The organism is Paraburkholderia sp. GAS333, from assembly GCF_050435665.1.
Lineage (GTDB): Bacteria > Pseudomonadota > Gammaproteobacteria > Burkholderiales > Burkholderiaceae > Paraburkholderia > Paraburkholderia fungorum_A.
Map to the genome: position 1 here is coordinate 92,219 of NZ_JBNDKS010000003.1, position 19,871 is coordinate 112,089.

The window sequence follows — 19,871 nt, forward strand, 5'->3', positions numbered from 1 at the left end:
AGAAAATCGCGGGCCGGTCACAGCGTGCGGACGGTGGTGTAAGGTGTCGGCCAATTCCGGTCGGTCACCGTTCAGCATCCGGTGACCGGCAGGAAGGCAAAGAACAATCGGTTGACCTCTGTCACAGGAGCCCCCGCATGTCCAGAAGCCTCTCCACGGATCGCTACACCACCCCCGCGATTTTCTTTCACTGGATCATTTTTCTGCTGGTCGCGCTGGCGTATCTGGCAATCGAAATACGCGGACCGCGAGGCTCCGACAGCCGGGCCTTCTGGACCGGCATCCATTTCTGGGCAGGCACGCTCGTGCTGGCGCTCTCTGTTCTTCGCGTGCTATGGCGACTGTGGGCCGACGCCCCCGCCGAACTCGAAGGCAATCGCTTCCTGACGTTTCTCGCGCGCGCCGCGCATCTTCTGCTCTACCTGTTTATCTTCGTGCAGCCGCTGCTCGGCATCCTGATGGTCAATGCAGGCGGACGCCCAGTGTCGCTCGCGTGGACCAATATCAGCTTTACGCTGGTGGGCGCGGATTCGATTGCGCGGCCCTTGCTGAAGGACGCGCACGAGTGGCTCGGCAATGCGTTTTATTGGGTGATCGGCTTGCACGCGCTGGCGGCCATCGCGCATCACGTGATCTTCAAGGACAGGACGCTGAGGCGGATGATCTGAGTTGACGCAAGGGTTTGCTGCGCGCAGCAGAAAGTGCCTGAAAACAGGGGCTTTTCTACACACCGGGTGCAAGCCACATAGACACATGCACGCACGCGTTCATTGACACGCTGCGCAACGAGCGCCGTCAATCTGCTTTGCAGATATCGACTTGCCGACGCCGCGCCCGGGTTTTCATCACCCTGTTCCGCCCTGTTCCGGTTTGCGCGGCCTGGTTGCTGGCGTGGTGTTACATGCCCGACTACGCCCTCGACGACGTGAAGAACAAACGTGTCAATTGCGCCAGTTCGCCTCGTAAAAGCGCACGTAACCGCTCCTGAGCACCAGACATTGCGCCCGCGTTTCCGACAGCAAACGGCGCGTGGCGGCTTCGATCCGCGCACGATGCGCGTCGAACGCATCGACCATGTCTTCCAGTCTCGGCGATGCCGCGCCGAAATGATCTTCGAGCGCCTCCGCCGTGATCATGCACTCCACCCTCTGCCCATCGACCATCGCGGGGAACGCCAAGGTGAGTTCGCGCCCTGAATATTCAGGAGTTTCATTGGGGAAAAGGATCTGCATGGGAATCACCTGGAAGTTGGGTGCGCATGATGTCGCATGGAAATGCGCGCCGGTTGCATCTGATCGCGCCTGCCGCTTTCTCCTCCCTGGTCCAATGCTTGCCGGCGCGGGCTCGTCACCTGAGCGCATCGGCGCTGCGATTCGCGCCCTGCGGAGGTGAATTGATTCACTGTAGACGAGTTCGGGCGAGGCGCAAGTTTTCCTTTTTGTCTGCCTGATTTTGGTGCTGTGCGTGCTTTTATCAGGTGCGCTACGCGCGCCGCCTCCGTCTTTTCCCTGCCGCGCACAGCGCGATTCGTCCTGTAATATCGGTATTCGGCTGCGAGCGTGCATGTTGCGCTGCGGCATCGAACGACGGGCAACGTATCCGTCGCGCGTCCGATCTACGGAGACATGTCTTGACTCATCGTCCTGCCTCGCCGGCCAGCATCGGTCGGCCTGATGTCATCACGCAAGCTCACGCGCGCTCGCTCGAAATCGGGCTGCGTGCGTCGGAAACGCCGGACTTCCATCCGCTGCGGCGTGTCGCGCTGCGCGAGCTGGTGGAGCGCAATCAGTCGCTGTATATCCACGCGCTGCCCGTCATGGAGACGCTGCACGCGCAGATCGTCGATACGCAAAGCATGGTGCTGCTCACCGACAGCCACGGTGTCATCCTGCACAGTCTCGGCGACAGCGATTTCGTCGAGAAGGCGAACCGCGTCGCTCTGTGTCCGGGCGTGTCGTGGGCCGAAGCGGATCGCGGCACCAACGCAATCGGTACGGCGCTGGTCGACGGGCAGCCAACCGTCGTACACGCCGACGAGCACTTCCTGCACGCGAACCGCATTCTCACCTGCTCGTGCGCGCCGATCGCGGACCCGTTCGGGCGCACCATCGGCGCACTCGACGTGAGCGGCGACACGCGTGGGTTTCACAAGCACACGCTCGCGCTGGTCAGAATGTCGGCGCAGATGATCGAAAATCATCTGTTCTCCAATCAATTCGCCGATGCGATCCGCGTGCACTTTCATGCTCGCGCGGAATTCATCGGCACGCTGTTCGAAGGGCTCGCGGCGTTTGCGCCTGACGGCACGTTTCTGTCCGCGAATCGCAGTGCGCTGTTTCAATTCGGGCAACCGCTCGCGCAATTGCAAAGGCAGCCGTTCGACGCGCTGTTCGGCATCGCCTTCGCCCGGCTCCTGCAGCAGATCACGCGCGCACCGGGCGAAAGCATCACGCTGACACTGCCTAGCGGCGTGCGTGTGGTGGCGCGCGGCGAATATGCCGCGCCGCGATATGTCGCACCGGGGGAAGACCTGGCCGGCGTCGCGGTGCGTCCGGTAAGTGCTGGTGCCAGCTCGCGTCCGGCAGCGCGATCCGCCGACACGACGCCCTCCGCGCCACCCGCCACGCTGGAAACACTCGATACCGGCGACGCCCAGGTTGCCACGATCCTGCGACGTGTCGCCAAACTGCGCGGCCGCGATATCCCGATGCTGGTGCTCGGCAAAACCGGCACCGGCAAGGAGTGGCTAGCGCGCGCGATCCATCACGATTCGCCGCGACGCTCCGCGCCGTTCGTCGCGCTGAATTGCGCGTCGTTGCCCGAGACGCTGATCGAAGCGGAATTGTTCGGTTACGAAGACGGTGCGTTCACCGGCGCCAAGAAACGCGGCAGCGTCGGCAAGATCGTGCAGGCCGATGGCGGCACGCTGTTCCTCGATGAAATCGGCGATATGCCGCTGGCCCAGCAGGTGCGCCTGATGCGCGTGCTGCAGGAGCGCACCGTCGTGCCGCTCGGCGGCACCCGCGCGATTCCCGTCGACCTGCGCGTTATTTGCGCGACCCACCGCAATCTGCGCGAGATGATCGAAGCGGGCACCTTCCGCGAAGACCTGTATTACCGGATCAACGGACTCGTCGTCACCTTGCCGCCGTTGCGCGAGCGTACCGACCTTGCCGCACTCGTCACGCGGATGCTGGCCGCACAAGCCGAAGGCGAGCGCTTGCCGACGCAGGTGTCCGCCGAGGTGCTGGCGCGATTTGCGCAATGCCGCTGGCCGGGCAATCTGCGGCAGTTGGCAAACGTGCTGCGCACCGCGAGCATCATGGCCGAAGGCGCCGCGCAGATCGAGATCGAGGATTTGCCGGAAGACTTCCTGCAGGATTGTGTGGGTGTCGATCAGAACGCGAATCCGGCGGCCGCTGCATCTTCAAACAACAATGACGCCTGCAATGGAGACGGTGCCGCGTCTGCGCAGCAACACGCACCGGGCCGAATGGAGGACTGGCAAACCACGTTGATCGCGCAGACGCTTGCGCGGCTTGATGGCAATGTATCGGCGGCAGCGCGCGAGTTGGGGCTGGCGCGCAACACGGTGTACAGGTATTTGCGACGCAGTGAGGCCGCGCACTGAAGGTTGTCGCGTGAGAAAGTGACGGCTTCTTGCATGGCTTCGCGCTGAGCGCGTTGTGGGATCGACGGCTCATCCCGCGAGTTTCGTGCGAAGCGCGGTACAAAGATCCCGAGACACACGGCGCGTGGCATTGCAGCCATCACGGCGAGACAACGCAAAGATTTGCTTACGCCGGGTGCGCCATCGCGGATATAGTCCGACGTGTCACCCCCCGAAAACTTCAACACGTCGAACCGCCCGGAACGGGACTGCCTATAGCGTGTAAAGTGTCGCGCACGCAGCCACTCACGTCACACGATGTCCGACCCTACCCGCCCGCCTCTGGTTCGCGTCGAGCCGCTCGGCCAGAGCTTCGAAGCGCCTGATTCGCTGACCATTCTCGAAGCCGCCGGATTCGCGAATCTGCGTCTGCCGCGCTCGTGCCGTAACGGTACCTGCCGAACCTGCCTTTGCAAAATGACAGAGGGACGCGTGCGCTACACGATCGAGTGGCCCGGCCTTAGCCGTGAAGAAAAAATGGAAGGCTATATCCTGCCGTGCGTGGCAATAGCCGAAACTGACCTGGTGATAGAAGCGCCGGATACCGTCGATTTATCGTCGTCGAAATGAAACTTGTGGTGAGCGCCGCCATGCAGAACCGGTTGCATTGCTCGCGCTTTGAATAGCGCGAGCACGGCTGTCGGCGTTAGCGGCCGCCGCCCATTGCGCGGGCGATTTTCTTGTCGGTGGTGTACTGGCTCAATGCATACACCGACCAGATGGCAGCCGGAATCCAGCCGATCAGCGTGATCTGCAAAATCAGGCAGATGATGCCCGCGAACGGACGGCCGATCGTGAAAAACTGGAACCACGGCAAGATGATGGCAAGCAATAAACGCATTCAGATTGTCCTGTTCGTAAGCGTGACCGCGTGCGGTCGTAAAGGGCGATGGCAATGACGTTTTACGCATGTTCGCGACGGTCATCGCACGTGCCCGTTAATGCAAACGCGCGCGCCGGGTTAAATCGGTTCGAAGCGCGGCACCTTGACTCCGTCCTTGTCGATCAACTCGAAAAATACCGAAGCGGGACGCGTCCAGATCGTACCATTGCTGGCTTTGTAGACGATCATCGTGATCGTCGGATCGGACTCTAGCGTGGCCTCGCAAATGTGCTCGTAAATGCCGCCTTTGTAGTGCCGGTATTGCACCATTTCTGATTCCCCTGAATGGTTGAAATTGCAGTGGTTCCGTGCGAAAGCCGGCCTCACCCCGCCTCTTTCATCTGCTTGAGAATTTTGTAGACGGTGGCGCGGCCCATCGTCAGCACGGCGGCCACGTAGTTGGCGGAACTGCGTCCGCGAAACGCGCCTTGCGCATGCAGCGCCTCGACGATTTCGCGTTTGTGTTCGCGCGTGAGCGCATTGATGCCGATCTGCCGCTCGCGCAGCCAGTTGTGCAGATAGGTGTTGATGCGGTCCTGCCAGTCGTCGCGGAACAGGTCTTCGGCGGGTGCGTCCGTCAGCGTGCCGCCCTTGATGAACAGATCGAGCGTGGAGCGCACGTCTTCGAACACCGCGATATTGAAGTTGATGCACAGCATGCCGGCCGGCTTGCCGGTGTCGTCGAACAGGATATTGCTCACGCAGCGCATGCGGCGGCCGTCCCAGTTGAGCTTCTCGTACGGTCCGATGGTGCGGCCGCGCGCGGCGAACAGCACGTCGTCGAGCACCGATGGAGCACCCACTTCCAGCCTCGACAGATTGTTGACCAGATAGGCGACGGTCTGGGTGCGCAAGTCGTGAATCACCACTTCGGCGCACGGGTAGAAGAGCGCGGCGATGCCGTCGGCGATCGGAGCATAGCGCTCCAGCAGCAGGTCTTGGACAGGAGGCACGTTGGTCTTGCGCATGAAAAAATCGACTCGCCATTGTAGCCACCTCGACTTGCGGCCGCGACCTTTGCGCCGGTTGGGTCCGCAAAAAGGCCGGCGCGCGGATACCGATATTTTTCATGCAGCCACGCCGCTTCACACTCGCGGCGATTTTTGTCCGCGTGGCGAGGCTTTTTTTTTCGTGCGATAACAGAAGCCTCTATTTCACGGAGCAACAGATGGCCACGCTCGAAGCGTTTCGCGCCGTGCTCGACGACGAAGGCACGCCGGAGATCATTCGCAACCACATCATCGATTCGCTGCAATATGCGCTGCGAAATTACGGCCAGGTATTCACGTCGAAGGAAGTCGAATGGCTGGCCAAATGGGACGACGCCCGTATTCCGCTCGCGGCTGCCCGCGAGTTGCAGAAACGCGTCGCGGAAACTGCCCGCTGACAGGTGATTCCCACCGCCCCTGTCCGGTAAACTACGCCAGCACTGCCCCGTTACAGCGCCTACTCGGCGTTTAGCTCATGTGCTTTGCGCGGCCAGCAACACCGGTGATGCATACAAAGCCCCGCCTGGCGGGCGCTTTGCGCTTGTCCGGAAGTTTTTGCTATCCAATCAGGCCCATTTAGGGCATCATATTGGGAATAGTTGCAATCCGCATTCGTAGCACCGGAAGTATCTGGCAACTCGGGTAACCGAGGCAGTTTGGCAACTGCGGGCAACCGCGGGCAGTCTCAAACCGGCATCTCCGCACCACCCCCGACTGTTTGACCGCCGCCTGTCGGCGATCCCGTCAATCCGGCAATGCGCCGCATGCATTCGCCGTCGCGAGTTGTGCAGCTGAGTGTTCAGCTTGTACGCGTCCGATGTCTGCGCGACATCAGCGTGTTTCTTCTCCATCGAATCCGCGATTTTGCGCGGCCGCGCTCAAGCCCTTGCCATCGGGCCTGTGCCAACCTTTTTCCATGGCGGCGCGCCCTTGGGTGCTGCGCTGCCCGGCCTGTCTTGCCGCGCGTAACACGCGTGACATGCGGACCACGTAATACAGGACACGAGCTTTATGAATTCTGTTGTCAAGACGTACAAGGGTTACGAAATTCACCCGCTCGTTTATCCGCGCCGCCCGGCTGACGGCCAGACGAGCCGCAACCCGGACGCTGGCTACGACGCTTCGGTGCGTATCTGCCGCGTGGGCGCCAATCCGGCAGCCGACGGGCGCGTGTTCCGTCTGCAGTACCTGTTTCCGTTCGACGGCACGGGCAAGGCGCGCATTGCGTGCATGGCCCATGCAGAGCAACTGATCGACGGCCGCGTAGATGGCCAGTCCGTCGCCGATCTTTGAGCGGTAATATCAGCGTATTGGCTGATACCGCGACGCAACGGGCCTGAAAACCTGCTGCAAACTATATTTACCGCTGTGCCACCCGGCTTTTCCGGGGACCAGCCACCCTTATCCCATCGACCAGGAGTTATGCATGGCGAAAGAAGAACTGCTTGAACTTGACGGTATCGTCGACGAAGTACTTCCGGACAGCCGGTACCGCGTGACGCTCGACAACGGCGTCGTGGTTGGCGCTTACGCGTCCGGACGCATGCGCAAGAACCACATCCGTATTCTCGCGGGCGACCGCGTGACGCTGGAACTGTCGGTTTACGATCTGACCAAGGGTCGGATCAATTTCCGTCACAAAGACGAACGTGCTGGCGGCGGTGGTCCCCGTCCGGCCAATTCGCAATTCCGTCGCCGCTAAGGTTCTGACGGCGCACGGGTCGTGCTTTGCACGATCACTGCGTGACTGATTGCGAAACAGGTTGTACGCGAAGCCTTTCGCGCGCCTTCTCAGGCTGAATTCGCTAATTTGCCGATTCTGTCCCGGGCGGCGCGCTGTGGCATCGCATGAGTTTTATCCGCGCGCTGGGTTCGCTGTGGATCGCTGAGGCGGTTCACGGAGCTGGCGCTGCCGGTTCCAGCCTTTCTGGCCCGGAGCTTGGGTGATTTTTGCCGCTCGGGCTGCCTCTCGCACTGCACAGTGCTTCAACACCCCATCCTTTCCATCGACGAGCGTTTCGCGCGCCTCGCGTAGCAACTCATCGTCTTTACACGCCGAACACCGTCCCGAGATCCTCTCCGGCGGCGCTTTTGCGCACCTGCTCGACCACCCGCCCCTCCAGTTCCGACAGATGCCCGCGCATGGCCGCTAACGCCGCGTGCAAATCGCCGGCGTCGAGCGCGTCGATGATTTGCGTGTGCTCGTCCGCGGAACACGTCGACCCTTTCGACGGATCGAATAACGCCTTATACAACTCCGTTTTCGCGACCAGTTGCCCGACCAGTCCGAGCAACTCGGTGCCGCCCGCCAATTCCGTCAGTAGCACGTGAAACTGGCCGGCGAGGCGCACGGATTCCTCGATCGCTCCCGCGCGCAGCGCCTTTTCTTCGCTGCGGACATGCGCACGCAGGCGGCGCCTGTCCGCAGCGCTCAAGCCGCCGCACAGTGACGCCACAATCCCCGCCTCGACAATCTGCCGCGCCCGATAAACCTGCCGGATGTCCTCCTCCGATGGCGACGGCACGAACGCGCCGCGATTGGCCGCGAGCACCAGCTTGCCCTCGAAGCCCAGCCGCGCCAGTACCTTGCGCAACGCGCCGCGCGTGCAGCCGAACGCCGCCGCGAGATCCCGCTCGACCAGTTGCGCGCCCGGTCGCAGTCGGCCCTGCAGCAACGCCGCGGTGATCGACGTGTAGATGCGCTCTTCGACGCTGATCGGGTCGTCCTCGATTGCAGCGGGAGTGGGCGTTTCAGTGTCGATGGACGGGAGGCGCCGCGTACGTGTGGGCATGGATTCAGGGAGCGGAAACAGAGCGGGATCGGCGAGCATTCTAGCGGCCGACGATAGACGACGCCATCGGCTTACGCCGGAAGCTATACCGGACATTGGTAAAATGGTTAACCATTCCAGGTTATTATGGTTGACCAAAATACCTGTGCCCAAGGGTTTTTTGATGGCCTGAAACGGCGGGGATGTGCTGCAAACCATGAGCCGTCCAGAGCGACGCCGATTCGAGGACAAGTCCGCATCCCACACGCTCAGGCCTTGTACGGCCCACGTTTTCTGTCAACTCAAAGGTCTATCCGTGAATTCGCCCTCCCGCGCCACCTCCTCCCCTGTTCCCGCCGACAAAGCCGCCGCGCTGAACTGGCAGGACGTCGTCTGGCTGGGCGCAATCGTCGTGATCGGCATCAATCTACGTCCGCTTCTGACGTCGATCAGCCCGCTGATGACGACCATCCGCGACGCCACTGGTCTCAGCTTTTACGGGGCGTCCCTGCTGACCAGCCTGCCGGTCGTCGCGATGGGTATCGGCGCGTTCGGCGCGGGTGCGCTGAACCGCAGCATCGGCGAGACTCGCGGTGTTGCGCTCGGCCTGCTCGCGATTGCGCTGGCCTGCGCGGCGCGCTGGGCGGCAGCAAGCGGCGCTGCGCTGCTTGCGACGGCGATCCTCGCGGGCACGGGTGTCGCGGCAATCCAGGCGCTATTACCGGCAGTGATGAAACAGCGCTTTCCCGCGCGCGTACCGTTAGCGATGGGCGTGTTTTCAGCGTCGATCATGGGCGGCGGCGGCTTGGGCGCCAGTTTGAGTCCGTGGGTGAGTCGCACGATGCAATCGTGGCACGCCGGGCTAGCCGTGTGGGCCGTGCCTGCCTGCGTCGCGCTGCTCGGCTGGTGGGTGTTGAATCTCCAACGCAAAAGCTGCACGACGGATCGACCGGGCACGGCGAGACAACCCGCTCATTCGGCCCAATCAGCCACCGTATCGCTCTGGACCAACCGCCGCGCCTGGACGCTCGGCCTCTACTTCGGCATCGTCAACGGCGGTTACACGAGTCTCGTCGCGTGGCTGCCTGCGTTCTACCAGCAGCACGGCGCGAGTGTCGCGCAGAGCGGTTCGCTGCTCGCGGGAATGACCGTCTTCCAGGCGGCCGCCGCGCTGTTGTTGCCGCTGGCTGCGGCGTCGTTCCGCGATCGGCGTCCCTGGTTGATGCTCGGACTCGCCGCGCAACTGATCGGCCTACTCGGCCTGATCGTCGCGCCGGACGCCGCGCCGTTGATCTGGGTCGGCGTGGCCGGTGCGGGACTGGGCGGCACGTTCTCGCTGACCCTGGTCACCGCGATGGATCATGCTCACGATCACCGCGTGGCCGGCAAACTCGTCGCGTTCACGCAGGGAGTCGGCTTTATCGTGGCGGCCGTCGCGCCGATGGTCGCGGGAATCGTGCGCGGCTGGAGCGGCGCGTTCGGCGCTGCGTGGATCATGCTCGCGGGTTGCGTCGTCGCGATGATGGCCGTGACGCTGCTGTTCTCGCCGCGCAGCTACGGTCGGTGGCGTTGACCGCATCCGGGCGCAAGGCCGTGCGCCACTTCGGTGCATTCGCCCCTTGCGCCCCGTGCGGGTGCAATAACGGCCGGCCATCGCGGTAGTAAGTCGATGATTGCACGACCGTCACGGCATGAAGACGCCTTTGGCGCGGTTATTGCTTTAAACGTAGCCAGTCGTCATAAAACTTCCCCATGCTGCGCGTTCTCCTCGTTACCGACACAGATAAGCCCATCGGCGATCTGCGCGATGCCCTCGCGCGGCTCGGCTACGAGATGCTGGCCGGCACCGCCACGCCGCAGGCGCTGCATCGCGTGGTGCAGAACGAGCGGCCCGACGTGATCATCATCGATACGGAATCGCCGTCGCGCGACACGCTCGAACAGCTCGCGGTGATGAATGCCACCGCGCCGCGCCCGGTACTGATGTTCAGCCACGACGCCAACCAGCAGCTGATTCGCGACGCGGTCGGCGCGGGCGTCACCGCCTATCTCGTCGAAGGCCTCGCCACCGAACGGCTCGCGCCGATCCTCGAAGTCGCGCTCGCGCGCTTCGCGCAGGAGTCGCAGTTGCGCGAACGGCTCGCACAGGTCGAAAACGAACTCGCCGAGCGCAAGCTGATCGACCGCGCCAAGCGTCTGTTGATGGATCAGCAGAAAATCACCGAACACGCCGCCTACGCGAACCTGCGCAAACGCGCGATGAACCAGGGCGTCAAACTCGCCGAAGTCGCGCGCGCGATCGTCGCGCTGGCCGACTCGCTCAAATGAAGTGCCGCTTATGAACTCTTCCACTTCCGCTGCGTCGTCTGTCGCGTCGTCTTCCTCGGGGCCGCTCGAGAAGACCCATTTGCGGCTCGGTTTCGTCGCGCTGTCCGACGCCGCGCCGCTGGTCGCCGCGAAGCTGCTTGAATTCGGTCACGCGCATGGATTGACGCTCGAGTTATGCCGTCAGCCGTCGTGGGCCGCCGTGCGCGACAAACTGCTGTCTGGCGATCTCGATGCGGCCCACGCGCTGTACGGCCTCGTCTATGGCGTGCAACTCGGTCTCGGTGGACCTCGAACCGACATGGCCGTGCTGATGGTCCTCAACCGCAACGGCCAGGCGATCACGCTGTCCACCCGTCTCACGGATGCACTCGCCGAACACGGCACATTGCGCAAAGCGCTCGGCACGCTCGGTCGAAAGCCGGTGTTCGCGCAGACGTTCCCGACCGGCACGCATGCGATGTGGCTGCAGTACTGGCTCGCGTCGCAAGGGGTCGATCCGTTGCGCGAGGTTGAAAGCGTGGCGATTCCGCCGCCGCAAATGGTCGCCGCGCTCGCCGACGACAAGCTCGACGGCCTGTGTGTCGGCGAGCCGTGGAATGCGCTGGCCGAGGCGCAAGGGGTCGGCCGGACCGTCGCGCTGACCAGCGATATCTGGCCCGAGCATCCCGAGAAGGTGCTGGCGGCGCGGCGCGATTTCGTCGACGCGAATCCGAATACCACGCGCGCCCTCGTTCAGACAATGCTCGAAGCGTGCCGCTGGCTGGATGGCGCGGGGCATCGCGAGGAGATCGCGCGGTGGCTCGCGCGGCCTGATTACATCGGTATTGATGAGGCGCTGATTGCAGAAAGATTAGGCGCCGATGTCGAAACAGGTCTGCCGGTCCGTTTCTTCGACGGCGGCGCGGTGAACTATCCGCATCCGTTCGAAGGCGCGTGGTTTCTCACGCAATTCGAACGCTGGGGCATGATCGACGCCCGCACGGATTACGCGCAGATCGCCGCCCGGATCAACCAGACGCAGTTGTATCGCGACGCCGCCGCTCGCGTGAACGTCGCGGTGCCGGGCGATGATGTGACGCGGACGCTGATCGATGGAGAGGTCTGGGGCAGCGGCACGCAGTCCGCCGATTACGCAAAGCACTTCACGATCCGCCGATAAAAAAGCCCCGGGCATTTCATTGCCCGGGGCTTGTGACGCATCGCGCGCAGCGTTCGCGTTTAGAAGTTGAAGTTGTCGATATTGCTTGCGTCGAATGTGGTCGGCGGTCCGAGGATGATTTCGCCTTGCGGCCCGATCGTGCGCTTGCCGAGCTTGCCCGCATCGAACGACTCGCCTTCCTTACCCGTGATCTTGCCCGATGCCAGCGCGGCCGCCGCATACGCCGCGAGATAGCCGAGCTGGTTCGGATCCCACAACTGGAACGCCGTCACGGTGCCGTTCTTGACGAACGCGCGCATCTGGTTCGGCGTGCCGAGACCGGTCACCGCGACCTTGCCCTTGCTCGACGACGTCGAGATATAGCGCGCCGCGGCCGCGATACCGACGGTGGTCGGCGCGACGATCGCCTTCAGGTTCGGATACGCCTGCAGCAGACCCTGCGTTTCAACGAACGACTTCTGGTCGTCGTCGTTACCGTAGGCGATCTTCACGAGCTTGATCTTCGAGTACTCCGGCTTCTTCAACTCCTCCTGCATCCACTTGATCCACGTGTTCTGGTTGGTCGCGTTCGGCGTCGCCGACAACACCGCGAACTCGCCCTCGCCGCCCATCAGCTTCGCGACGAGTTGCACCTGGCCGCGTCCAATGCCTTCCGCGTTCGCCTGATTGACGAACAGTTGACGGCCTTCAGGCGCGGTGTCCGAGTCGAACGTGACGACCTTGATGCCCTGACCCATCGCCTTCTTCAGATACGGCACGACCGCGTTCGCATCGTTCGCGGCAATTACGATCGCGTCCTGATGCTGCGTGATCAGCGTGTTGATGTATTGCACCTGCGACGACGCGCCCGCATCCGACGGCCCCACCACCTTGCCCACGCCGCCGAATTCCTTGATCGCGGCCATGCCGCCGTCGTCGGCGATCACTTCGTACGGGTTGTTGATCTGCTTCGGCACGAAGGCGATTTTCAGGCCGCTCTTCAGATCGGCGGCGGATGCGGCGCAACTCATCGCGATCAGTGCGACGCAAAGCGCGGCCTTGCCGGTGTGACGTAGAGGTTTGAACATGTTGCGTCTCCTGCTTTGTTGTTGGACGTGGTGGTGTCCGGGTTATCAGTCGTTGGACTTTCTTTTCGTGAACAACTCTCAAGACATCGTTAGGAAGAAGCAGCGGACTTCGCGATGAAACGCCGGTCGCGTGCAGCACGCCAGCGGGCCACCAGGTTCGGGATCAGCACCGACGCGAGCAGCAGCACGCCGGTGACGACGGTCAGCGTTTCGCTCGATACGTCGTCGAGCGTCAGCGCGTTTTTCAGCACGCCGATGATCAGCAGCGACAGCAGCACGCCGATCATCGAACCGCGTCCGCCGAAAATACTCACGCCGCCGAACAGCACCGCCGCGATCACCGACAGTTCGAAGCCCTCGCCGTTATCGCCGCGCGCGCTGGTGAAGCGCAGCGTGTAGACGACACCGGCCAATGCGCTCATCGCGCCGGACAGCACGAACAGACGCAAGCGGATCTTCGCCACTTCGATGCCGGAGAAAGCGGCGGCGGTCGGATTCGCGCCAATCGCATAGAGGCTGCGGCCGAACGCGGTGGACTGCAACAGCACGGTGAACACCACCGCGCCGACGATCACGATCACAAACGGCAGCGGAATGAAGCTCGCGCCGAGCGTGTCCATGCCGAACGCGGTGTATCCGGCCGGGAAGTCCGCGACGGCCTGATCGCCGAGCAGCACATAGGCGAGGCCGCGAAACAGCGCGAGCGTACCGATCGTGACGGCAAGCGAAGGCAGATTCAGCTTGACGATCACGAGGCCGTTGAGCAGCCCTGCCAGCGCGCCGGCAATCACGACCAGCACGATCACGACCGGCATCGGCAAGCCCATGTGCCAGAGCACGCCCATCAACGCACTCGATGCCCCCAGTACCGACGCCACCGAAAGATCGATTTCAGCGGCGACGATGATCAAGGTCATCGGCAACGCCATCAGCGCGATTTCGGTCAGATCGGCCAATACGTTGCTCAGATTCGCGCCCGTCAGAAATACCGGCGACAGCACGCGTCCAAGTACGAGCGACAACACCAGCACGATGACAAGCAGCACTTCCCATTGCAACGGTGTTTCGCGTTTGCGCGTCAGCAGCGCGGAATCGGGTTTAGCCATGATCGCGTTTCCTCATCATGCGTTTGGCGACGGAGCGGGCCAGCAGGGTATCGGCGGTGATCGCGGCGACGATCAGCGCACCCTGAATGGCCTGCTCCCAGAAAGGCGATACGTGCAGCACGACCAGCGCAATGCTGATCACGCCGAGCACCAGCGCGCCGAGCGTCGCACCCAGAATCGTGCCCACGCCCCCCGTAATCGCGACACTGCCGACCACGGCCGCGGCGACCACCTGCAATTCGATGCCCTTGGCGGTGCTCGCGTCGACGGTGCCGAAACGGGCGAGCCACAACGCGCCCGCGAACCCGGCAATCGCGCCGGACAGCAAAAAACCCGACATCACGCGACGCTCGACGTTCACACCGGCAAGACGCGCAGCCTCGGGATTCGAGCCGATCGCGTAGTGTTCGCGACCCGCGCGGAACTGCTTCAGATAGAAGGCCAGGCCGAGCAGAACGACGATGGCGATCAGCGCGAGATTCGGAATACCGAGCAACGTGCCGGTGGCGAGATGTGAATACGCGTCGGGCAGACTGGTCGCGTTGATCTGGCCGCCGTGAACCCACGCGTAATCCGCGCCACGGAAGATGTAGAGCGTGGAGAGCGTCGCGACCAGCGACGGCACGCGCCCCACCGCAACCAGCACCGCGTTGATGCCGCCCGCGACGAGACCGATCGCGAGTCCGGCCAGCAGCGCGACGAGCACCGGCATATGCGGGAACGCAACGTACAGACTGCCGACCGCGTACGCGCTGATACCGACCGTCGAACCCACCGACAGATCGATATGCCGCATCAGGATCACGACCGTCATGCCTGCCGTCAGCAAGCTGATGATCGACACATTGAGCAATACGTCACGCAGATTCTGCAGATTCAGGAACTGCGGCTTCGCGAGCCCGGTGCCGACGATCAGCAGAATCAGCACGACGAACAGCGTCGTCTCGCGGCTTTTCGCGAGACCGGCGACGAAGCCGCCCGGCGTGCTGGCGGTGCGCTTGGGCAGCGGCGGCTGCACCGGTGCGGGATGAGTTGAAGAATGGCGCATCATGCGGCGTGTCCCAACGGTGGAAGCGGTTGACCGAGCGCGGCGCCCATGATGCGCTCCTCGTCGGCTTCGGCGCGCGCTATATCCGCGCTGATACGGCCTTCGTGCATCACCAGCACACGGTCGGCCATGCCGAGGACTTCCGGCAATTCGCTCGAGATCATCAGCACGGCCATGCCTTCGCGCACCAGTTCGGCGAGCGCGCTATAGACCTCGGCCTTGGCGCCCACGTCGATACCGCGCGTGGGTTCGTCGATGATCAGCACCTTCGGCCCGGTGGCGAGCCATTTGCCGAGCACCACTTTCTGCTGGTTGCCGCCCGACAGCGTGCCGACCGGCGCATTCGGATCGCCCGCTTTCAGCCGCAGACGCGTGCCCCACTGATTCGCGAGTTGCGTCTCGCTGCGCGTGGAAATGAGGCCGTGCCTGACCAGCCGTCCGAGCACGGTCATCGACGCATTGCGCGCGATGCTCAACTCCAGCGCCAGCCCTTGTTGACGCCGGTCTTCCGGCACCAGCGCGAGACCCGCACGCACTGCGGCGGCGGGTCGTCCAGTCGTCATCTTTGCGCCGGCGAGCCACACTTCGCCCGAGTCGAGCGGATCGATGCCGAAGATCGCGCGTGCGACTTCGCTGCGCCCTGCGCCGACCAGCCCCGCCAGCGCGACGATTTCTCCCGCGCGCACGTCGAAGGAAATATCTTTGAATACGCCGATCCGCGTCAGATTCCGCACGGACAGACGCACTTCGCCAGGCGGCCGGTCAGCTTTCGGATAGAACGTTTCCAGATCGCGTCCGACCATTTTCGCGACGATCGATTCGGTCGTGAGATCGACGGTGAGTCCGTCGAAAACCTTGGCCCCGTCGCGCATGATCGTCACGCGTTGTGTCAGTGCGAATACTTCGTCGAGCCGGTGCGTGATGAACAGAATCGCGACATCGCGCTCGCGCAGTTTGCGCACGATGGCGAACAGCCGCTCGACCTCGGGTAGAGAAAGAGCCGCCGTTGGTTCGTCCATGATCAGCACGTTCGCGTTCAGCGACAACGCCTTCGCAATTTCGATCACCTGCTGATCGGCGATCGACAACCCGCGCACCAGTTGATCCGCGCGCAGATCGACGCCGAGCGACGCGAGCAGGCCATCCACCTCGCGGCGCATCGCGTCGTATTGAATCCGGCCGATCCGGTCGACCGGCTGGCGTCCCATGAAAATGTTCTCGGCAATCGACAGATCGAAGAACAGCGTCGGTTCCTGATAGATCACCGCGAGACCTGCATCGCGTGCTTCCGCGGGTGTCGCGAAACGGCGTGCCGTGCCGTTCACCAGCAATTCGCCGCCGTCCGGTTGATGCACGCCCGCGAGAATCTTCACGAGTGTCGACTTGCCCGCGCCGTTCTCGCCGAGCAATGCGTGAACTTCGCCAGGCCACAGCGCGAGGTCGCCGTCCGATAAAGCACGCACGCGGCCGAATGATTTGCTCGCATGCCGTAGTTCGAGCCGTGGCACTGCGGATGTTGTCTGCTGCACTGCCTGTCTCCTTCTTTATTCGCGATTCTGATTACTACCTGCTAAGCACGAGTTGGTCGCCCGCAGTCAGATCCGGTAGTAACGCTCCGCATTGCGGCGAAACAGCGCCTCTTTTTCACTCGTGCTCGCACCGTCGACGATCGCCGCATACGCGTGCCACACATCCGTATAAGAGCCGAACAGACGATCGACCGGAAAGTTCGACGCGAACATCGCGCGCCCGACGCCGAACGTATCGATCGTTTCGAGCACATAAGGCCGCAGACTTTCCACCGTCCATCGATGATCGAACATCGCAAGCCCGCTGATTTTCACGACCACGTTTTCGCAGCCTGCCAGCAGGCGCAACCCGTCACGCCAGGCGCGATAACCGGCGACGCTATTGCGATCCACGAACATGCCCGCGTGATTGACGATCAGCAGCGTGTCGGGATGGGCGCGCGCCAACGCGGTCGCCTCTTCCATTTGCGACGGATACAGTTGCAGATCGAACGACATGTCATGACGGCGCAGCAACGCGAAGTGCTCACGCCATTGCGGCTCGCGCATGAAATGACGGCCAACGTAATCGAACAGCTTGTCGTCGTGCACATTCAGAATCTGGCGGATGCCGCGCGTATTTGCGAACGACGCGTGCGCTTCGAGCAACGCAGGCGCATTCGGCGACGACAGATCCACACCGGCCACGATCGCGTTCGGCATGCCGCGCGATTCGCTGCGATCCGCGATGGACTGCAGCCAGCGCGTTTCTCCAACCGGATCGGCGGGATCGTAATTCGCTTCGACGTGCACCAGTTTCAGCACCTCGATATCGCCGGCTTCGCGCAGCAGATCGTCGAGCAGGTAGTCATGCTTCAGATCGCGCGCATCGCCGACGAACGACACGTCCGGATTTTCGAGCCACGGATAACGATGCGTCTTCAGATCCCACAGATGGATATGTGAATCGACAACCTGCATGCAACACTCTCCGTCCAGTGAAAGTCACTTCGAAGTCAATCAACTCGAACCGGTATAAACCCGTGCAAGGGCGACAGCCGTCAACTTAGCGAATTCAGATGAAAGACCGGCTCCAGCGCTTGCTGAAGCGGCGTGTGATCCGGCGCCGTGTGCATGATGTCGGCCATGTGATCCCACCATTTGCGCATCACGTCGAGTTGCGGCAATTCCTCCATGGTGTGACTGGAGGCGCGCGTCAGCACGGCGAAAAGATAGTTGGAATCCGGGTCGAAGAAGATCCGGTAGTCGCGCACCCCTGCGTTGTGCAGCGCATCAACCAGCTCGGGCCAGATTTGCGCGTGACGTCGTTCGTATTCCTCGCGCATGCCGGGGTTGAGCACCATGCGGAAAGCGATTGTCTCCATTGCGGCCTGTCTCCCGTCGTATCCGGGCGCTTTCCTGTGAAACTTAGAAGCGTCTGATGCGACTATAATTCCTGCGTCGATAGCATCTCAATCCGTTGTTGGGATTGGGCGATCCACAAACCGAATCGCACCGCATCCATGAGCCAACATTCCGCTGCCGTCGCACTCGTCAATCGGCTCAAGTTCAAGCACCTCGCGCTGCTCGTCGCACTCGACGACACGCGCAATCTCCACCAGGCCGCCGAAGCCGTCAACGTCGCCCAGCCCAGCGCGAGCCGCATGCTCGGCGATATCGAAGAAGCGTTCGGCTTCCTGCTGTTCGAGCGCAACGCGCGCGGCATGACGCCCACGCCGCTCGGTGTCGTCACCCTTGCTTACGCCCGCCGCTCGCTGACCGAGTTGACCCGTTTCGCCGAAGATCTCGACGTCAAGCGGCGCGGCGGTCACGGGCAATTGACGGTCGGCGCGATCATGGGCGCCGCGCCCGATCTGCTCGCCATGTCCGTGGCCGCGTTGAAAACCGAAAGCCCGTTGCTGAACGTGCGCATTCTCGGCGAAACCAGCGACCAGGTCGTGCAATTGCTGCATCGCCGCGAGATCGATCTGGCGCTCGGGCGGCTGACCAGTCCGCTGCAGCACAACGATTTCAGCTTCGAGCCGCTCGCGCGCGAAACCCTGCTGCTGGTCGTGCGCTCGGTGCATCCGCTGGCGCAGCGCTCGCGCATTACATTGCGCGAACTGATCGACTGGCCGTGGGTGGCGCAGCCCGTCACCAGTCCGGCGCGCGTGCTGTTCGAAGAAGAACTTGCGCGCGATGGACTCGCCACGCCGGTGAACCTGACCGAATGCGCGTCGATTTTCGCCACGCTGCAACTGCTCGAAAATTACGATGCGGTGGCGATGCTGCCCGAGTCGGTGGTGCGCGATCACTTGCGCGGCAAGCTGCTGGTCGCGTTGCCGCTTGAAATCGGCAAGAGCCTCGCGGGCTTCGGCATTCTGACGCGCAAGGGAGAAACGCTCGCTGAACCCGCGCTGCGTTTCATCGACCTGTTGCGCGGTTTCTCGCGCAAGCTCACGCGCGACGATTCCGCCACGCCCGAACCGGACTTGCGGGTCGTGCCGGCTCCGGTGCATTGAACTCGGCATTGCACGTTATTGCAGGTTGACGAACAGACCGCCGTCGACCAGCAACGCCGCGCCGGTGACATAGCGCGCGCGGTCCGAGGCGAGAAACACGACGCACTCGGCCACGTCTTCCGGGCGGCCGAGACGGCCTAGCGGAATGCGTTTTTCGAAGTACGCTTTCTTCGCTTCATCCGCGAGATCTTCAGCGTTCAGGTCGGTGGCGATCGTGCCCGGCATCACCGAATTGCAGCGGATGCCATACGGTCCCAGCGCCACCGCGCACGACTGCATCAGCGAATGCACGCCTGCTTTGGTCGGCGTGTAGTGCGTTTGCATGCCGCCGCCCACCAGTGCGCTAATCGAACTCGTCGCCACAATCGCGCCACCTGTTCCCTGCTTTTTCATCTGCTGCGCGGCGGCTTGCGTGACATAAAAAGCGCCGTTCAGATTGACCGCCACCGTCGATTCCAGCACTTCCGGCGGCATGTCGAGAAACGCATGGAACGGACAGATGCCGGCATTGCTCGCGAGCACGTCCACTTTGCCAAATGCGTCGACCGTATGACGCACGAGTTCCTGGCCCGTTTCGCGGGCAGCAACATTGCCTTCGACCGCGATCACGCGCCGCCCCAGCGCCTCGATTTCGCCGACCACTTCTTCAACGGCCGAACGGCGTCCATAGGATGCGTCGTTATCGCCCCAGTAGTTGATCGCCACGTCCGCCCCTTCGGCGGCGCACGCGACGGCAATCGCACGGCCGATACCGCGCGAACCACCTGTGACGATCACGACCTTGTCCTTGAGCAGCACGTCATTCTCCTTTGCAGGTCAA

At 62.8% G+C, this 19,871-nt stretch carries 22 protein-coding genes; 10 read left to right on the plus strand and 12 right to left on the minus strand.

Annotation, left to right across the window (positions count from 1 at the left end; all coding sequences use genetic code 11):
• The first annotated feature begins 137 nt into the window (after positions 1-137).
• Complete coding sequence (locus ABH945_RS16220; protein ID WP_074769291.1) at positions 138-668, plus strand: cytochrome b; 531 nt, start codon at positions 138-140, stop codon at positions 666-668.
• A 273-nt stretch (positions 669-941) separates the two neighbouring features.
• Here ABH945_RS16220 and ABH945_RS16225 read toward each other — a convergent pair whose 3' ends face one another.
• On the minus strand, positions 942-1,232 hold the full coding sequence (locus ABH945_RS16225; protein WP_074287282.1) for a DUF1488 domain-containing protein: 291 nt from the start codon (positions 1,230-1,232) through the stop codon (positions 942-944).
• A gap of 398 nt (positions 1,233-1,630) precedes the next feature.
• Between ABH945_RS16225 and ABH945_RS16230 the strand changes: the two genes are divergently transcribed.
• Positions 1,631-3,631 (plus strand): sigma-54-dependent Fis family transcriptional regulator, encoded by a 2,001-nt coding sequence (locus ABH945_RS16230; protein WP_429251170.1) that lies wholly within the window; start codon positions 1,631-1,633, stop codon positions 3,629-3,631.
• A gap of 297 nt (positions 3,632-3,928) precedes the next feature.
• Positions 3,929-4,240, plus strand: a complete 312-nt coding sequence (locus ABH945_RS16235) for a 2Fe-2S iron-sulfur cluster-binding protein (RefSeq protein WP_074769295.1) — start codon at positions 3,929-3,931, stop codon at positions 4,238-4,240.
• A 76-nt stretch (positions 4,241-4,316) separates the two neighbouring features.
• Here the strand turns inward: ABH945_RS16235 and ABH945_RS16240 are convergent, their stop codons facing one another.
• From ABH945_RS16240 to ABH945_RS16250, 3 genes are all read right to left on the minus strand, one after another.
• The gene (locus tag ABH945_RS16240; protein WP_429251171.1) at positions 4,317-4,511 is read right to left on the minus strand and encodes a YqaE/Pmp3 family membrane protein; all 195 of its coding nucleotides are present in this window, start codon (positions 4,509-4,511) and stop codon (positions 4,317-4,319) included.
• Positions 4,512-4,631: 120 nt separating this feature from the next.
• Positions 4,632-4,823, minus strand: coding sequence for a DUF1653 domain-containing protein (locus ABH945_RS16245; protein WP_429251172.1), 192 nt, complete (start codon positions 4,821-4,823; stop codon positions 4,632-4,634).
• 53 nt (positions 4,824-4,876) lie between these two features.
• Entirely contained in the window at positions 4,877-5,521 is a 645-nt protein-coding gene (locus ABH945_RS16250; protein WP_074769301.1) for a helix-turn-helix transcriptional regulator, read from the minus strand.
• A 200-nt stretch (positions 5,522-5,721) separates the two neighbouring features.
• On the opposite strand from ABH945_RS16250, the gene ABH945_RS16255 reads away from it, so the two are divergent.
• The 3 genes from ABH945_RS16255 (at position 5,722) to infA (ending at position 7,244) form a co-directional block, all read left to right on the plus strand.
• Entirely contained in the window at positions 5,722-5,940 is a 219-nt protein-coding gene (locus ABH945_RS16255; RefSeq protein WP_074769303.1) for a hypothetical protein, read from the plus strand.
• A gap of 613 nt (positions 5,941-6,553) precedes the next feature.
• A complete protein-coding gene (locus tag ABH945_RS16260; protein ID WP_035557986.1) occupies positions 6,554-6,835 on the plus strand; it encodes a hypothetical protein in 282 nt (93 codons plus the stop codon).
• Between the two features lie 133 nt (positions 6,836-6,968).
• Positions 6,969-7,244: a translation initiation factor IF-1 gene (infA, locus tag ABH945_RS16265; RefSeq protein WP_074769306.1), complete on the plus strand. Its 276-nt coding sequence runs from the start codon at positions 6,969-6,971 to the stop codon at positions 7,242-7,244.
• Between the two features lie 346 nt (positions 7,245-7,590).
• Here infA and ABH945_RS16270 read toward each other — a convergent pair whose 3' ends face one another.
• Positions 7,591-8,334, minus strand: a complete 744-nt coding sequence (locus ABH945_RS16270; protein WP_429251173.1) for a GntR family transcriptional regulator — start codon at positions 8,332-8,334, stop codon at positions 7,591-7,593.
• A gap of 295 nt (positions 8,335-8,629) precedes the next feature.
• On the opposite strand from ABH945_RS16270, the gene ABH945_RS16275 reads away from it, so the two are divergent.
• The 3 genes from ABH945_RS16275 to ABH945_RS16285 all read left to right on the plus strand — a co-directional run bounded on the left by ABH945_RS16275 (position 8,630) and on the right by ABH945_RS16285 (position 11,800).
• Positions 8,630-9,886 carry a cyanate transporter gene (locus ABH945_RS16275; RefSeq protein WP_429251174.1) on the plus strand — a complete coding sequence of 419 codons (1,257 nt, stop codon included), beginning with the start codon at positions 8,630-8,632 and terminating at the stop codon, positions 9,884-9,886.
• A gap of 179 nt (positions 9,887-10,065) precedes the next feature.
• Positions 10,066-10,641, plus strand: coding sequence for an ANTAR domain-containing response regulator (locus ABH945_RS16280; protein WP_074769310.1), 576 nt, complete (start codon positions 10,066-10,068; stop codon positions 10,639-10,641).
• 10 nt (positions 10,642-10,651) lie between these two features.
• A complete protein-coding gene (locus ABH945_RS16285; RefSeq protein WP_429251175.1) occupies positions 10,652-11,800 on the plus strand; it encodes a CmpA/NrtA family ABC transporter substrate-binding protein in 1,149 nt (382 codons plus the stop codon).
• Between the two features lie 59 nt (positions 11,801-11,859).
• Here ABH945_RS16285 and rhaS read toward each other — a convergent pair whose 3' ends face one another.
• From rhaS to rhaM, 6 genes are all read right to left on the minus strand, one after another.
• Positions 11,860-12,867, minus strand: a complete 1,008-nt coding sequence (gene rhaS / locus ABH945_RS16290; protein ID WP_074769314.1) for a rhamnose ABC transporter substrate-binding protein — start codon at positions 12,865-12,867, stop codon at positions 11,860-11,862.
• Between the two features lie 89 nt (positions 12,868-12,956).
• The gene (locus ABH945_RS16295; RefSeq protein WP_429251176.1) at positions 12,957-13,973 is read right to left on the minus strand and encodes an ABC transporter permease; all 1,017 of its coding nucleotides are present in this window, start codon (positions 13,971-13,973) and stop codon (positions 12,957-12,959) included.
• Entirely contained in the window at positions 13,966-15,024 is a 1,059-nt protein-coding gene (locus ABH945_RS16300) for an ABC transporter permease (protein WP_429251177.1), read from the minus strand. The genes ABH945_RS16295 and ABH945_RS16300 overlap by 8 nt, the downstream gene beginning before the upstream one ends.
• A complete protein-coding gene (locus ABH945_RS16305; RefSeq protein WP_074769320.1) occupies positions 15,021-16,550 on the minus strand; it encodes a sugar ABC transporter ATP-binding protein in 1,530 nt (509 codons plus the stop codon). The genes ABH945_RS16300 and ABH945_RS16305 overlap by 4 nt, the downstream gene beginning before the upstream one ends.
• Positions 16,551-16,616: 66 nt before the next feature.
• Positions 16,617-17,510 (minus strand): amidohydrolase family protein, encoded by an 894-nt coding sequence (locus ABH945_RS16310; RefSeq protein WP_429251178.1) that lies wholly within the window; start codon positions 17,508-17,510, stop codon positions 16,617-16,619.
• Between the two features lie 80 nt (positions 17,511-17,590).
• Positions 17,591-17,914 (minus strand): L-rhamnose mutarotase, encoded by a 324-nt coding sequence (gene rhaM / locus ABH945_RS16315; protein ID WP_429251179.1) that lies wholly within the window; start codon positions 17,912-17,914, stop codon positions 17,591-17,593.
• A gap of 138 nt (positions 17,915-18,052) precedes the next feature.
• Here rhaM and ABH945_RS16320 point away from each other — a divergent pair, with 138 nt between their 5' ends.
• The gene (locus ABH945_RS16320) at positions 18,053-19,051 is read left to right on the plus strand and encodes a LysR family transcriptional regulator (protein ID WP_429251180.1); all 999 of its coding nucleotides are present in this window, start codon (positions 18,053-18,055) and stop codon (positions 19,049-19,051) included.
• A 15-nt stretch (positions 19,052-19,066) separates the two neighbouring features.
• On the opposite strand, the gene ABH945_RS16325 is transcribed toward ABH945_RS16320, so the two are convergent.
• Positions 19,067-19,849 carry an SDR family NAD(P)-dependent oxidoreductase gene (locus ABH945_RS16325; RefSeq protein WP_429251181.1) on the minus strand — a complete coding sequence of 261 codons (783 nt, stop codon included), beginning with the start codon at positions 19,847-19,849 and terminating at the stop codon, positions 19,067-19,069.
• Between the last annotated feature and the right edge of the window lie 22 nt (positions 19,850-19,871).

Bases quoted from the DNA above. Each gene is read 5' to 3' on its own strand.
- ABH945_RS16220 (WP_074769291.1), top strand. From the start codon at position 138: ATGTCCAGAAGCCTCTCCACGGATCGCTACACCACCCCCGCGATTTTC.
- ABH945_RS16225 (WP_074287282.1), bottom strand. From the start codon at position 1,232: ATGCAGATCCTTTTCCCCAATGAAACTCCTGAATATTCAGGGCGCGAA.
- ABH945_RS16235 (WP_074769295.1), top strand. From the start codon at position 3,929: ATGTCCGACCCTACCCGCCCGCCTCTGGTTCGCGTCGAGCCGCTCGGC.
- ABH945_RS16240 (WP_429251171.1), bottom strand. From the start codon at position 4,511: ATGCGTTTATTGCTTGCCATCATCTTGCCGTGGTTCCAGTTTTTCACG.
- ABH945_RS16245 (WP_429251172.1), bottom strand. From the start codon at position 4,823: ATGGTGCAATACCGGCACTACAAAGGCGGCATTTACGAGCACATTTGC.
- ABH945_RS16250 (WP_074769301.1), bottom strand. From the start codon at position 5,521: ATGCGCAAGACCAACGTGCCTCCTGTCCAAGACCTGCTGCTGGAGCGC.
- ABH945_RS16255 (WP_074769303.1), top strand. From the start codon at position 5,722: ATGGCCACGCTCGAAGCGTTTCGCGCCGTGCTCGACGACGAAGGCACG.
- ABH945_RS16260 (WP_035557986.1), top strand. From the start codon at position 6,554: ATGAATTCTGTTGTCAAGACGTACAAGGGTTACGAAATTCACCCGCTC.
- infA (WP_074769306.1), top strand. From the start codon at position 6,969: ATGGCGAAAGAAGAACTGCTTGAACTTGACGGTATCGTCGACGAAGTA.
- ABH945_RS16270 (WP_429251173.1), bottom strand. From the start codon at position 8,334: ATGCCCACACGTACGCGGCGCCTCCCGTCCATCGACACTGAAACGCCC.
- ABH945_RS16280 (WP_074769310.1), top strand. From the start codon at position 10,066: ATGCTGCGCGTTCTCCTCGTTACCGACACAGATAAGCCCATCGGCGAT.
- ABH945_RS16285 (WP_429251175.1), top strand. From the start codon at position 10,652: ATGAACTCTTCCACTTCCGCTGCGTCGTCTGTCGCGTCGTCTTCCTCG.
- rhaS (WP_074769314.1), bottom strand. From the start codon at position 12,867: ATGTTCAAACCTCTACGTCACACCGGCAAGGCCGCGCTTTGCGTCGCA.
- ABH945_RS16295 (WP_429251176.1), bottom strand. From the start codon at position 13,973: ATGGCTAAACCCGATTCCGCGCTGCTGACGCGCAAACGCGAAACACCG.
- ABH945_RS16300 (WP_429251177.1), bottom strand. From the start codon at position 15,024: ATGATGCGCCATTCTTCAACTCATCCCGCACCGGTGCAGCCGCCGCTG.
- ABH945_RS16310 (WP_429251178.1), bottom strand. From the start codon at position 17,510: ATGCAGGTTGTCGATTCACATATCCATCTGTGGGATCTGAAGACGCAT.
- rhaM (WP_429251179.1), bottom strand. From the start codon at position 17,914: ATGGAGACAATCGCTTTCCGCATGGTGCTCAACCCCGGCATGCGCGAG.
- ABH945_RS16320 (WP_429251180.1), top strand. From the start codon at position 18,053: ATGAGCCAACATTCCGCTGCCGTCGCACTCGTCAATCGGCTCAAGTTC.